At 69.1% G+C, this 13,111-nt stretch carries 9 protein-coding genes and 1 pseudogene; 5 read left to right on the forward strand and 5 right to left on the reverse strand.

The features are described from left to right. Positions 1-46 precede the first annotated feature (46 nt). Together ACWD02_RS11935 and ACWD02_RS11940 are read right to left on the reverse strand one after the other, a co-directional pair. Entirely contained in the window at positions 47-2,029 is a 1,983-nt protein-coding gene (locus ACWD02_RS11935; RefSeq protein ID WP_451207938.1) for an RICIN domain-containing protein, read from the reverse strand. A 394-nt stretch (positions 2,030-2,423) separates the two neighbouring features. Further along, positions 2,424-3,041 carry a hypothetical protein gene (locus ACWD02_RS11940; RefSeq protein WP_451207941.1) on the reverse strand — a complete coding sequence of 206 codons (618 nt, stop codon included), beginning with the start codon at positions 3,039-3,041 and terminating at the stop codon, positions 2,424-2,426. Positions 3,042-3,174: 133 nt separating this feature from the next. Between ACWD02_RS11940 and ACWD02_RS11945 the strand changes: the two genes are divergently transcribed. Then, complete coding sequence (locus ACWD02_RS11945; protein WP_451207944.1) at positions 3,175-4,518, forward strand: AAA family ATPase; 1,344 nt, start codon at positions 3,175-3,177, stop codon at positions 4,516-4,518. Between the two features lie 38 nt (positions 4,519-4,556). Here the strand turns inward: ACWD02_RS11945 and ACWD02_RS11950 are convergent, their stop codons facing one another. The 3 genes from ACWD02_RS11950 to ACWD02_RS11960 all read right to left on the reverse strand — a co-directional run bounded on the left by ACWD02_RS11950 (position 4,557) and on the right by ACWD02_RS11960 (position 6,877). Then, positions 4,557-5,654: a barstar family protein gene (locus ACWD02_RS11950; RefSeq protein WP_451207946.1), complete on the reverse strand. Its 1,098-nt coding sequence runs from the start codon at positions 5,652-5,654 to the stop codon at positions 4,557-4,559. Positions 5,655-5,658: 4 nt separating this feature from the next. Further along, positions 5,659-6,162, reverse strand: coding sequence for a cupin domain-containing protein (locus ACWD02_RS11955; RefSeq protein ID WP_451207949.1), 504 nt, complete (start codon positions 6,160-6,162; stop codon positions 5,659-5,661). Positions 6,163-6,268: 106 nt separating this feature from the next. Further along, positions 6,269-6,877 (reverse strand): sigma-70 family RNA polymerase sigma factor, encoded by a 609-nt coding sequence (locus ACWD02_RS11960; protein ID WP_451207952.1) that lies wholly within the window; start codon positions 6,875-6,877, stop codon positions 6,269-6,271. 78 nt (positions 6,878-6,955) lie between these two features. Here ACWD02_RS11960 and ACWD02_RS11965 point away from each other — a divergent pair. From ACWD02_RS11965 to ACWD02_RS11980, 4 genes and pseudogenes are all read left to right on the forward strand, one after another. Further along, positions 6,956-7,841: pseudogene (locus tag ACWD02_RS11965) on the forward strand (alpha/beta fold hydrolase). Positions 7,842-7,861: 20 nt separating this feature from the next. Further along, the gene (locus ACWD02_RS11970) at positions 7,862-9,445 is read left to right on the forward strand and encodes an FMN-binding glutamate synthase family protein (protein ID WP_451207955.1); all 1,584 of its coding nucleotides are present in this window, start codon (positions 7,862-7,864) and stop codon (positions 9,443-9,445) included. A gap of 85 nt (positions 9,446-9,530) precedes the next feature. Beyond that, complete coding sequence (locus ACWD02_RS11975) at positions 9,531-11,261, forward strand: thiamine pyrophosphate-dependent enzyme (RefSeq protein WP_451207958.1); 1,731 nt, start codon at positions 9,531-9,533, stop codon at positions 11,259-11,261. A gap of 253 nt (positions 11,262-11,514) precedes the next feature. Continuing rightward, the gene (locus ACWD02_RS11980) at positions 11,515-13,038 is read left to right on the forward strand and encodes a catalase (protein ID WP_451207961.1); all 1,524 of its coding nucleotides are present in this window, start codon (positions 11,515-11,517) and stop codon (positions 13,036-13,038) included. Positions 13,039-13,111: the final 73 nt, after the last annotated feature.

Raw genomic sequence — 13,111 nt, forward strand, 5'->3', positions numbered from 1 at the left:
ACCGAGGAGACCAACTGACCCAACTGACATCACTGACACCAACTGCCTATCGAGGCCATGCCGATACTCCGCCGGTCATCTCGACTCGCCCTACAGGGGCATGGGCGCGCTCACCGAAACTGTCACCAACGCCCTCACCGGAGCCCTCGCCAAAGCCCCCGCCAAAGCCCTCACCAGGAATCCTCGGCCCGACCGGCAGAGGAGCGGCGGCGCAGCAACCAGCTTCGGCGTACCGCTCCGCGTCATCGCCGCGCCGGGTCGAGTCTGTTGCGGGCTCCCGACCCTTCCCCTTCCCTCCGTGGCCCCTCTCCTTTCCCTCCATCCGCGGCCCCGGCTTCTGCTCACGGGGCGAAGGCGGCTCGCAGGCCGGCACCGCGCAGGCTCGGCCCCCACCCTCACTCTTACGGGGCGCGTCACCGCCACCCTTGGCGCCCCGTACGCCCTTCACCTTCTCCTCGCCCTCCTCGCCCTCCTCGCCCTTCGCGGTCGGCTCGCCCTTGCCCTTGATCGAGCGGGATTTCGGGTCCGCCGACGAGGAGTCGAGCATCCATCGCTGTTCCTGAGATCCGTCGCGGACCTTGACCACCACTTCCGCGCCCTTGCGCGCGGAGGCAGGCGCGACGGCCAGCCGTTCGTGCCACCGGGGGAGCAACTCCCCGAGCACGGTGAGGTCGTAGCGCACCTCGTCGGCATGCGCCGCCGAAGGTGCGACACATGCGCCGAGGACAAGCACGCCGTCGTCCCGGTGCGAGTCGAGGCAGAGGTCGGGACGGGCGATGGTGCTCAGCAGTCCGTTCTTGTCGTACGACCACTGCTGGCTCGCCGCGTCCGAACACTTCGCCAGCTTCGTCTCGGCGCCGGACTTCGTCTTCCCCCGGATGTCAAGGCACAGATCCGCCGCGGCATTGCGGAGCCTGCCCTGATCGGACCCGTCGGGGTATCCCGCCGATGTAGGTGTGGGGGTCCCGGGCGGCGTCTCGGAATCTGCGCCCGGACCGGTGTCGTGGCTTCCGGTCATGCCGGTCGGAGGCATGGCCTCACCGCCGTCGCCGTCGCCCGACGAGAGGGTGATGACGAGTACGGTCGCGAGCAGGGCCGCCGACCCCAGGGCCGCCCCGGTGCGCAGCGCCCTGGAGTGTGCGCGTGCCTGCGCGAGCGGGCCACCCGCCAAGGGGTTGTGGGACGACGGACGATGGCGTCCACCGCCGCCCGTGCGCCTGCCACCCTGCGCGGGGGCGCCCGCGCCGCGCTTCACCACACCCCCGCGCCCCGGGCGCGACTCCAGATAGCGACGCGCGCCCCAGCCGAGTACCGCTTCGGCGAGCAATGTGCCCAACTCGTTGTCCACATGGACGAGTTGGTCGGTCACGTCCCGACAGTGGCGGCACTCCGACAAGTGGTGTTGCGCATCGGGCAGCAACGCGCCGCCGCGGCGAATCGTGACATCGAGGATTCGGTTGTAGAGGGGGCATTCCTTGGTCGGCGCGAGTTCGCGGTGACCGCGAACGATGCCTGCCCGGAATTGTTCACGCGCCTGCGCGAGTGCGTCGGCCGCGAGGTCGGTGCTGAGGCCTGACATACCTGCGGGTATGGATATGTGCTCGGCCTCGACCGCGGTGTGCCACAGCAGACACTGGGCGTCTGCGGGAAGGGCCCAGAAGGAGCGTGCGGCGAGTCGCCGCTTTTCGGGTGTCATGGAGGTCGCCGCCCGCATGCCGCGGCCTCCGGTCGGTTTGCGGAGTTCCGGCATGAGGGTGGATATGCGCTCGTCGACGGTCCACCCCCTGACCGTCTCCCTGACGGTCACCAGGAGGTACGGCCGCAGGGCCCCGCCCGGCTCGGCGCTCGCCATGTGTTCGAGCATCTGGTGGAAGGTCGCCGTGGCGACCATGGAGGCCGAACTCGACCAAGCGGCCAGGCAGATGGCCGCGTAGTCGTACGTTGCCTGCCAGTGCCGCGCGAGGAGCAGCGCGATGGGTTGGTCGGACTCACCCTCCGACCGGCCGCGTAGTCGGGCGGCGAGATTCATGTCTGATTCTTCAGGGGTCACGCCGGGATGAGGGGCGTGGGTCGGACGTGGGGGGTGAGGGGATTGCACGGAACCTTTTCCTTCCGAGCCGATAGACGGCACACGGAAAACACACCCACCGAAATGGGGCGTCTGATTGGTGCATACCTAAGGCTCACCGGTACGGGAAAACGGATCAACAAATCGTGGATCGCCCGCATACGGCCGACGGAAGACCTTTTGGGTCGGCGGCGCGAATCCCGAACGAGAAAGGCGATCCTGATCATTGCCTCGGCGCGAGGAAGCTCACCTTGGCACAGCCGACTCGCGGTAAACAAGAAGTTCGAGGGACTTCCATTCGGGAAGAGAGAGGAACCTCGGCGTTACCTGCGGTACTCGCACCTGTTTTCGAAGTCTACGGCGATTCACCCAGTGGAGCCGATACGGCGAAGGCCTCGTCGAGGGTCGCGATGAGCCGGCCCGCGACGGACGCAAAGCTGCAAGAAGCCCACCGTTCAACGGACTTCAGGAAGCCGGTGAGGTCACCCTGGACGCAACCCAGGAGTTCCCGCAATCGCTCCCGGGGGATCTCGACGGCCCGCCCCTCCTGACAGTCCGCGTCAGGCCACAGTCGGACGCTCGCGCCCACAACCTCGGCACGCGGCCCGGGGTCATGGCCGAGCCAGGGCTCTTCCCCCTCCAACAGGCTCTGCCAGTCCCGCCAGGTCTCCAGCCCGAAGCAGCATCCGGGCTTCACCGTGATCCCGCTGCGAGTGTCTCTGACCCGCAGACCACCAGGCGCGACCACACACTCGGCGGTCAGCAGCCGGTTCACCTGGGCGAGGCCGTCCGTGGCGTGCCGCTCACCGCGCCTGCGAGGCCTGTTGTTGTATCCCGTCAGCACCGCCATGGCCGTGCCGACCTGACGCGACGACAACTCACCGGACAGCCGCAGAAGCCGCTCCTCGGCAGGATCAGAGACTGGCCACAACGTGAAGTCTCGGGCCTCGTAGGTCTCCAACACGGCATCCATGATCAACACATCCCCAGCCTCCCGCACCACCCCTCACGTCCGCCTCCCCCTTTCCTGCCGCCCGGCCCAGCCGTTGAGGCCCGCGACAGCACACGATCCGACATGCTGTAGGTCCGGCACTGAGGAGGCTGCGATGGCGAACGGGCCGGTGTCGAGGCAGGAACTGATCCGGCGGCGGCGCAGTGGTGGCTTCGTGGGGCGGCGGCGCGAGCTGGCGGCGTTCCGGGAGAACCTGGTGCAAGGGACCGGTGCCGACACCTATCAGTTCCTCTTCCACGTGCACGGTCTCGCCGGGGTGGGCAAGTCGACGCTGATACGCCGATGGGAGGCGACGGCCCGCGAAGAGGGAGCGGTGACCGCCGTGGTCGGGGACGACGTGCACAGCGCGGTCGAGGCCATGGCGGCCATCAGCGAGCAACTGGCGCGTCAAAACTGTCCGTTGAAGCAGTTCGACAAGCAACTGTCCACCTACCGGCAGAAGTGTCACGAGGCCGACGCCGCGTTCACGGAACAACTGATGTGCGAAGGAGGCCGCGGGCCGGGGCCCTCGTATCGGGCAGAGCCTTCCCCCTCCAGTACGTTCGCGGCACAGATCGGCGTGGCCGGCCTCGGCCTGGTGTCGGGGATCGGCGCGTTGAGCGGTGCGGTCCGCCCGGAACACGTCGCCTCCGGCCTCGACCGGGCGCGTACGGCGCTCAGTTCACGCCTGCGCAGCCACGAGGACGTGCAGTTTCTGTTGTCACCACTCAAAGTGCTGACACCGCAGTTCCTGGCCGACCTGCGTGACGTCGCGGGACGTCGGCCATGGGTGGTGCTGTTCTTCGACACCTATGAACGTACGGCGCCGCTGCTGGACGTCTGGCTGCGGGACATGTTGGTCGGCGAGGCGTACGGGGCGGTGCCGGTCAACGTGCAGGCGGCGCTGGCCGGCCAGGGGCCCTTGAACCCCGCGTGCTGGGGTGACAGCCTCGACCTGGTCACCGAGGTTGCCCTCGAGCCGTTCTCCGAGGACGAGGCCCGTGCGCTGCTCGCCGCCCGCGGCGTGTCCGACGCGCGCGTGGTGGACGTGGTCCTGGGCCGCTACGAGAAAGCTCTCGCCGACTTCGACCGTGCCATCGAGCTCCTCCCCAGCTGCGGTTGGTTCCCCTACCAGCGCGCTCTGACCATGCGGCTGTCGGGAGAGCCCGGCGAAGCAGATCATTGGCAACGGGCCGTGGACATTTACCAGGCCGAAGTGCGCAGTTGGCCCGACTTCGCCGACCTGGCGCGCAGCAACCTCCTGGTGCTGTGCTGTGCCATGCCCGACTGGGACCGCGCCGAGGAGCAGCTGCGGGCGTTCTTGTCGTACGCCCCCTCACCTCACCAGATCGTGGAGGCCCTGGACGACCTGGCGGATCTTCAGCGGACCGTGCCGGTCAGCCCCGAGAGGCTGGCACCGGTCCTGGCCCAGCTGCGGGACGCCTTGGGAGCGCCCTGAGGTATGAGTACGGGTCCGCGCGTCTGCCGAGGCCCCGCTCACGCCAAAGTGACCCGCACGCCACCTTCCGCCAAGACGGCGAGTACCTCGGCGAACAGGTCGTAGCGGCGGCCATCGGGTGTCAGGGAATGCGACAGGTGCGCGCGGGCCGTCGCGGCGTTCCTCCAGAGCAGCGTTGCGGGGGACGTGTGGCCGAAGGCGCCGCGCAGGCAGTCGTCGAGGGCCGCGAGGCAGCCGCCGAAGTAGCCGCCAGGACCGTTCACCGCCTCGCCGAGTGCCAGGTAGATGCTCGGTTCGTCGGTGATGTGCCTGCCGTCCAGTGCGTAGGCGTGCCCGGACGGCCTGGCCTGGTGGACGCGCCGGCAGCCCCGCTCCCGGACCAGATCGAGCCAGGCACCTCGGTGCCGGGTGTCCAGGGCGGTCCAGGCACCCGGGGTGTCAGGGGGCCCGGCGTACCACCGTTCCCAGATGGGACGGGCGTACTCGGGAACGGGCGCGAGGTGCTCCGCGTCGAGTTCCAGGTCGATCAGGTCCGGGCCGTAAGAAGAGACGCACCACGATCTGACCTCGGTCCACAGCAGTCGCTCGGTAAGCAACTCCCCCTGGTCGTCACGTACTTCCAGGGCAGCCTCTGCCAGGTCCAGCGCCCGCCGGGTGCCCTTCGTCAGTGCCGCCCGCAGCTGCTCGCTCGGCGCGAGCCCCCGCAGGACGAGCGGGGGCGCCGCCCGCTCGGGTGGCAGAACCAGGGCGAACTCACGGCAGGAGCCAAGCCACCGGGACCCGTCGTGCACGCGGACGGGACCCCGATATCCCTCGGGTGGGCCCTCGTAGTCGTCAAGGCCCGTCAGTACGAGGCTGTCCGTCCCGCGCGGTTGCCGCAGACTCTCCGCGTCCTCCAGCAGCCAGGGATCGAGTGTCCGGTCCTCGGGCACCAGCCACACCGTGGCGCCGAGCCACCCCCTCGCCTCGACGCCTTCCGGAACCCAGCCGAACAGTTCGTACGTCCCACGCCGTGGCTCCCCGAAGAGCCCGTCCACAGCGGCGCACACACCCCAGGCGCGGTCATGCTCGGTCTCCGTGAGCGTGTATCGCCCGTGCCCGCGGGCATTTTCATCCTCATGCACGCCGGGAATCATGCCGTCATGCCTGGGCCGCGGCGAGCGCCTCGCGCCAGACGGGGCTGTCCACGTAGTGGTTGTCGTAGCGCTCCGAGGACTCCGCGATCTTCTTCGGGTCGGTCTCGCCGCGCATCACGCTGCCGAGCAGGCGCAGGTAGTCGAAGCGGGCCATGCCGGGGGTGAAGACGAAGAGGACGTCCGCCTCACAGCCGGGGGCCGCGGCGAAGGCGTGCGGGGTGTGCGGGGGCACGGCGAGGAAGTCACCTGCCTGCAGGACGGTGATCTCTTCGCCCACCAGGACCTGGAGGGAGCCGCTGATCACGAAGAAGAGCTCCGTGGCCTTGGTGTGGAAGTGCGCGGGGGCGCCGACGGCCCCTTCGGTGAAGGTGGAGCGGTAGGTGGTGAAGCCGCCGCCCGGTCCTTCCGTGTCGGCCAGCAGGGTCATGACGCTGCTCGGGTCGGCGCTGGTCTCGGCCTCCGCCGCGCGGGTGAGGATGGCGGCGAAGTCGGCGTTCTTGCTGCTCATGGTGGTGTCCCTTCGGTTCTGCGGCGCTTGCTCGCGTCGTTGTGATCACCACTCTATGAGCCCGATAGACCCTCCCTTGAGTGCAATTCAGTGCCGAAATCAAGGGTCAATTTCCGAGCCGATCGCGCTGGATCGCATGGGCGAGAGTCCGGCGCACGGAGGCCGATCCGGTGGCGGTGACGTCCGCGGGGATGTCGAGCCGACGAGCGATCTCGTCGTACGTGTCCCGGTGGGCGCCCGGCAGTTGCGCCTGATGCCGCCTCAAGTCCTCTTCGAGGAGCCGCCGCAGCTCGTCGACGCTCTGGGGCGTGAAGCGTTTACGCCCGCGGCCGAGTGCGTTCACGTGCCGTGTGCAGTGGGCGGCCTCGCCCAGGGCCTCCGAGACCACTTCAGCAAGGCCCCACAGGCGTCCTTCGAGCCACGGCGGGTCCCGCTGGTCGAGGTGGAGCTCCATCGGCGGCGGCCGGTCGCCCGCCTCGCGTTTCGCCACCTGCTTGGACACGGCGGGCTGACTCATGTCCGCCAGCTCCGCGATCTTGTCCTGCGTCCAGCCGAGATCGGCGAACAGCTTGATCATCTCGGCGCGGAGCCTGCGCATCTCCTCGCCCGCGCGGATGACCTCGTTCATGCCGGCGAGCATCCGCTCGGCCTGTCCCTCGGTCAGCGCCCCGGAGCCCTCGGGGAAGACCGCGCGCGTGCCCTCTTCAGCTGCCATGGCTCGGTTATACAGCTCGGCACAACCGTCGGCATAACCGGGTTGTATAACCTGGTTATGAGTGCCAGGATCCGACCCATGCCCACCTACTCCGCGCCTGACGGAACCCAGCTCGCCTACCGCGTACACGGAGACGTGTCCGGCGGCCCGCACAAAGACGTGCACGTGGCCGACGTCCCTCTCGTATGCATTCCCGGCGGTCCCGCGGACTCCCGCTATCTCGGCGATCTCGGCGGCTTGTCCGAGCATCGGCGACTCATCGTCATGGACAGTCGCGGCACCGGCCGGTCCGCGATCCCCGAAGACCCCTCCTCCTACCGGTGCGACCGTCTCGTCGATGACGTCGAGGCCCTGCGCCAACACCTCGGGCTCCACAAGATGGACCTGCTCGGCCACTCCGGCGGTGCCAACGTCGCCGCGCAATACGTGGCCCGCCACCCCCACAACGTCCGCAAGCTCGCCCTGATCGGCCCCGGCACCCGAGCCGTCGGCATCGCCGTCCCCGCTGCGATGCGACGTGAGCTCGCCTCGGCGCGCAAGGGCGAGCCGTGGTTCCCCTCGGCGTTCGCCGCACTTGAAGCGATCACCGAGGGCACCGGCTCCGACTGGGACGCCATCAGCCCCTTCTTCTACGGCAGATGGGACGCCGCCGCCCAGCAGCACTGCGCCACAAGCCGGCCGGACAACAAGGAAGCCGTCGACTGGTTCGCGGCAGAGGGCGCCTTCGAGGCGGAGGCCACTCGTGCGGGGCTCGCGGGCTGTGAGATGCCGGTGTTGCTGCTCACCGGGGAGTTCGACATGAACAGTCCCCCCGCGGGCGGTGTCCGAGTTCGCGGCACTGTTCCGCGACGCGAGTTTCGTGGTGCAGCCGGCGGCCGGGCACTACCCCTGGCTCGACGACGCCGGGCGCTTCGTGTCGGCCACGGCCGCGTTTCTGGATCACGAGGAACGTGTGACCAGCTGAAATCAGGTCACACGACGTGCATGACGCGTTTCGTGACAGTGGGCCTGCTGATGGCCTGCGCAGTGGGCGGTGTGCTTCTCGCCCTCCTGGCATCGCCGTGGTGGTGGGCGGCCGCGGTGCCTCTCCTGTGCGTGGCACTGACCGGTGTGTACGACCTGGTGCAAAGGCGGCACTCCGTGCTGCGCAACTACCCCGTGCTCGGCCATCTGCGGTTCCTGATGGAAACACTGCGCCCGGAGCTGCAGCAGTACTTCGTGGAACGCAACTACGACGGCAGGCCCTACGACCGCGACACCCGCAGCATCGTCTACGAGCGGGCCAAGGGGGTCGCCGCCGAGGAACCGTTCGGCAGCGAGCGCGACATGGACGCCCGCGGCTACGAGTTCCTCGTGCCGTCCATGGCACCGGTGGCCGTACCCGACGAGCCGCCCCGCATCCGGATCGGCGGCCCCGACTGCACCCAGCCGTACGACATGGCGCTCCTCAACGTCTCGGCGATGAGCTTCGGCTCGCTCTCCTCCAACGCCGTCGTGGCGCTGAACACGGGTGCGGCGCGCGGCGGTTTCGCCCACGACACCGGCGAGGGCGGCCTCTCCTCCCACCACCTGCGGCCCGGCGGCGACCTCGTCTGGGAGATAGGCACCGGCTACTTCGGCTGCCGCACCCGTGACGGGAACTTCGACCCGCGGCAGTTCGCCGAGAAGGCCGCCCATCCCTCCGTGCGCTGCGTGTCGCTCAAGCTGTCGCAGGGTGCGAAGCCGGGGATCGGCGGCGTACTGCCCGGCAGCAAGGTCAACGCCGAGATCGCCTCGGTCCGGGGCGTTCCCGAGGGCGAGACCGTGGTCTCGCCGCCGTACCACCGCGTCTTCTCCACCCCTCGCGAACTCGTCCGGTTCATCGCCCGGATGCGGGAACTGACGCGCGGCAAGCCGGTGGGCTTCAAGCTGTGCCCCGGGTCCCGGACCCAGTTCCTCGCCGTGTGCAAGGCCATGGTCGAGGAAGGCATCACCCCGGACTTCATCGTCGTGGACGGCGCGGAGGGCGGCACGGGAGCGGCGCCGCTCGAGTTCGCCGACCACCTCGGCATGCCGCTGCGGGAGGGCCTGTTCACCGTGCACAGCGCCCTGACGGGAGCGGGCCTGCGGGACCGGATCCGTCTCGGCGCCAGCGGGAAGGTGGCGACGGGTTCCGACATCGTCAAGTGCCTCCTGCTGGGCGCCGACTACACCAACGCGGCCCGCGCGATGATGTTCGCCGTCGGCTGCATACAGGCCCAGCGCTGCCACACCAACCGCTGTCCGACCGGCGTCACCACCCAGGACCCGCGCCGGGCCCGCGCACTCGACGTCATCGACAAGGCAGCGCGCGTCACGCGCTACCAGCGGGCCACCGTGCAGAGCGCGCTGCAGATCATGGCCGCGATGGGCATACGCGACGCCGCGGGCCTTGGCCCGCATCTCCTGCGCCGCCGCGAGGACCACGGCGATTTCCGGTCCTACGCCGAGCTGTACGAGTGGCTGTCCCCGGGCGAACTGCTCACCGCACCGCCCGCGAGCTGGGCCGCCGACTGGAAGGCGGCGGATCCGGACACCTTCGCCGTCTGACCGCCGGACGGATGGCCGGAGCAACGTCCGGACCCGCCCGCCGACGCCACTACCCCCTGACAAGTCGTATCGAGAGGAAAACCTGATGTCCCGCACTGTTGCCCGCGTGACGATCGACGCCCTGGAAGAACTCGGGGTGCGCCATGTCTTCGGCGTGGTGGGGGACGCCCTCAACCCCTTCACCGACGCCATCCGTGCCAGCGACTCCGTCGAATGGGTGGGCTGCCGCCACGAGGAGGCCGCCTCTTTCGCCGCAGGCGCCCAGTCGCAGCTCACCGACACCCTCGGGGTCTGCATGGGCACCGTGGGCCCGGGCTCCGTACATCTGCTCAACGGTCTCTACGACGCCGCCAAGAGCGGCACCCCGGTCCTCGCCATCGCAGGTCAGGTGCCCCTCTCGGAGGTCGGCACCGACTACTTCCAGGAGGTCGACAACGACCTCCTCTTCCGTGACGTCGCCGTCTTCCGCGCCACCGTCACCTCCCCCGAGCAGATGCCGGGCCTGCTGGAGATAGCCGTGCGCAACGCGATCGGGCGCCGCGGTGTGGCCGTCCTGACGGTGCCCGGCGACATCGGAGACCTGGAGCTGCCCGCGGACCGGCCGGTCCGGCTCTCCGTCGCGGAGTCCGCCAACCGGCCCGACGACCCGATCCTCGACGAGGCGGCCTCCGCGCTCTCCGACGGCGGCAAGGTCACCATGCTGGTCGGCCGCGGGGCGCGCGGTGCCCGTGAGGACGTCCTGGCCCTCGCGGAGCGGCTGGCGGCGCCCATGGTGCTCACGCTCAAGGCCAAGGAGGGCTTCGAGGGCGACAACCCCTACCAGGTGGGCCAGACCGGGCTGATCGGCAATCCGGCCGCCGCGCACGCGATGGACCACGCCGACACCCTGTTGCTGCTCGGCACCGACTTCCCGTACCGGGACTGGTACCCCCAGGGCAAGAAGGTCGTGCAGGTCGACCGGGTCGCCGAGCACATCGGCCGGCGCGTTCCGGTCGACGTGGCCCTGGCCGCTGACGTCGGCCCCACCGTGCGCGGGCTGCTTCAGCGTCTTGACCGGCGCTCCGAGCGCAAGCACCTGGACGAGGCGCGGGAGAAGTTCACCAAGTGGCAGGAGGGACAGCAGCGCCTTGCCGCGCCCGGCCATGACCACGGTCTCGTCGGCAAGATGCGCTCGGCCCTCGACAACCGGGATCACCTGGTACGCCCGGAAGCGCTGGCCGCGGCGGTGGACGCGCTGGCGGCCGACGACGCCGTGTTCACCTCGGACACGGGCATGGCCACCGTGTGGCTCTCGCGCTTCGTGGAGATGCGCGGGTCCCGCCGCCTGCTCGGCTCGTACAACCTCGGGTCGATGGCCAACGCGATGCCGCAGGCAATCGGCGCGCAGCTTCTCGACCCCGAGCGGCAGGTCGTCGCCTTCTGTGGTGACGGCGGTCTCGGGATGCTTTTGGGCGACCTCATGACCATCCGCAGCCGGCAGCTGCCGGTGAAGCTCGTCGTCTTCGACAACCAGCGGCTCGGGATGGTCAAGCTGGAGCAGGAGCAGGCGGGGCTCGCGGAGTTCGGCACCGACCTCGACAACCCGGACTTCGCCGCGGTGGCCGAAGCCCTCGGCATCACCGGCATTCGGGTCACCCGGCCCGAGGACCTCGCCGAGGGGGTCGGCAAGGCCTTCGCCACGCCGGGTCCTGTCCTCCTGGACGTCCTCACCAACCCCGAGGAGATCGCCGTGCCGGGCAAGCCGACGATCCAGCAGGGCTGGGGCTTCGCCATCGCCAAGATCCGCGAGAACCTCACCAGCCCCGGCGGCCACTGACACGCATCGGGAAATGGAGGGGCCCGCCACGTATTGGCTGCGCCAAGTCGGGCACTCGGAGTCTGTCCGGTGAAAGATCCACAGGCCCGAACAAATGGCCACACCGGCAGAAAAGCCGCAAGATGGACTCGACGCCAGCACGCCGCCGAATCCGCCACGCCAAAGACAGCCCTCGACACACAGCCCTTCGCAGCTGCCGGCCCAGGCCGTCGCGGCGCAGATAACTTCACCCACCGAAAGGCACTCGTACCTCATGAGCGACGTCACAGGTAAGGCGACAACCAACGACGCCGGCGCGCCGGTCGAAAGCGATGAGCATTCGCTCACCGTCGGGGCCGGTGGGCCGATCCTTCTGCAGGACTCCTATCTGATCGAACAGATGGCGCAGTTCAACCGCGAGCGGATTCCCGAGCGGCAGCCGCACGCCAAGGGCAGCGGCGCCTTCGGCTTCTTCGAGACCACCGGAGACGTCAGCGCCTACACGAAGGCCGCCCTCTTCCAGCCCGGCACCCGCACGGACCTGGTGATCCGCTTCTCCACCGTCGCCGGCGAGCGCGGCAGCCCGGACACCTGGCGTGACCCGCGCGGATTCGCGGTGAAGTTCTACACCACCGAGGGCAACTACGACATGGTCGGGAACAACACCCCGGTCTTCTTCGTGAAGGACCCGATGAAGTTCCAGCACTTCATCCGGTCCCAGAAACGCAGGGCGGACAACAACCTGCGCGACCACGACATGCAGTGGGACTTCTGGACCCTCTCCCCCGAGTCGGCCCACCAGGTCACCTGGCTGATGGGTGACCGAGGCATCCCGCGCACCTGGCGCCACATGAACGGCTACACCTCGCACACCTACATGTGGATCAACGCACAGGGCGAGCGGTTCTGGGTGAAGTACCACTTCAAGACCGACCAGGGCGTCGAGTGCTTCACGCAGCACGAGGGCGACCAGATGGCCGCGGCCGACACGGATTTCCACACCCGTGATCTCTTCGAGCACATCCGTGACGGGGAGTACCCGAGCTGGACCCTGTACGTCCAGGTCATGCCGTACGAGGACGCGGCGACGTACCGCTTCAACCCGTTCGACCTGACCAAGGTGTGGCCGCACGGCGACTACCCGCTGATCGAGGTCGGCAAGATGACGCTGGACCGCAACCCCACGGACAACCACGCCGAGATCGAGCAGGCGGCCTTCCAGCCGAACAACCTGGTTCCCGGCATCGGCCCGAGCCCCGACCGCATGCTCCTCGCGCGGCTGTTCTCCTACGCCGACGCACACCGTCACCGCATCGGCGGCAACTACCAGCAGGTGCCGGTCAACCAGCCGATCGTGCCCGTCCACACGTACTCCAAGGACGGTGCCATGGCCATCCGCAACACGGTGGACCCGGTCTACGCGCCGAACTCCAAGGGCGGCCCGGCCGCCGACACGGCCCGCTACGGCTCCCCGCCCAGTTGGTACGCGGACGGTGACATCACCCGCGCCGCGTACGTCGACCACGCCGAGGACGACGACTGGGGCCAGCCGGGCACGATGGTGCGCGAGGTCCTCAACGACGAAGAGCGCGACCGCCTCGTGGACAACGTCGTCGGTCACCTGCTCAACGGCGTGACCGAGCCCGTGCTGGTCAGGGCCTTCGAGTACTGGTCGAACATCGACAAGTCGATCGGTGAGCGCATCGAACAGGGTGTGCGCGCCAAGGCGAGCGAAAAGGACCCCAAGGCCGCCGAGCAGGCCAACCCGGCTCGCAGCAGCATGCAACACAAGGCCTGAGCGAGCGGGCCTGAACGACTGCGCAAGGCCGGCCCGTCGGCCGCTGCCCGTGGGGGACAGCGGCCGACGGGCC

This window comes from Streptomyces sp. NPDC002853, assembly GCF_053591915.1.

Coding starts and splice junctions, on each gene's coding strand:
- ACWD02_RS11935 (WP_451207938.1), bottom strand. CDS start 2,029: ATGAATCTCGCCGCCCGACTACGCGGCCGGTCGGAGGGTGAGTCCGAC.
- ACWD02_RS11940 (WP_451207941.1), bottom strand. CDS start 3,041: ATGGATGCCGTGTTGGAGACCTACGAGGCCCGAGACTTCACGTTGTGG.
- ACWD02_RS11945 (WP_451207944.1), top strand. CDS start 3,175: ATGGCGAACGGGCCGGTGTCGAGGCAGGAACTGATCCGGCGGCGGCGC.
- ACWD02_RS11950 (WP_451207946.1), bottom strand. CDS start 5,654: ATGATTCCCGGCGTGCATGAGGATGAAAATGCCCGCGGGCACGGGCGA.
- ACWD02_RS11955 (WP_451207949.1), bottom strand. CDS start 6,162: ATGAGCAGCAAGAACGCCGACTTCGCCGCCATCCTCACCCGCGCGGCG.
- ACWD02_RS11960 (WP_451207952.1), bottom strand. CDS start 6,877: ATGGCAGCTGAAGAGGGCACGCGCGCGGTCTTCCCCGAGGGCTCCGGG.
- ACWD02_RS11970 (WP_451207955.1), top strand. CDS start 7,862: ATGACGCGTTTCGTGACAGTGGGCCTGCTGATGGCCTGCGCAGTGGGC.
- ACWD02_RS11975 (WP_451207958.1), top strand. CDS start 9,531: ATGTCCCGCACTGTTGCCCGCGTGACGATCGACGCCCTGGAAGAACTC.
- ACWD02_RS11980 (WP_451207961.1), top strand. CDS start 11,515: ATGAGCGACGTCACAGGTAAGGCGACAACCAACGACGCCGGCGCGCCG.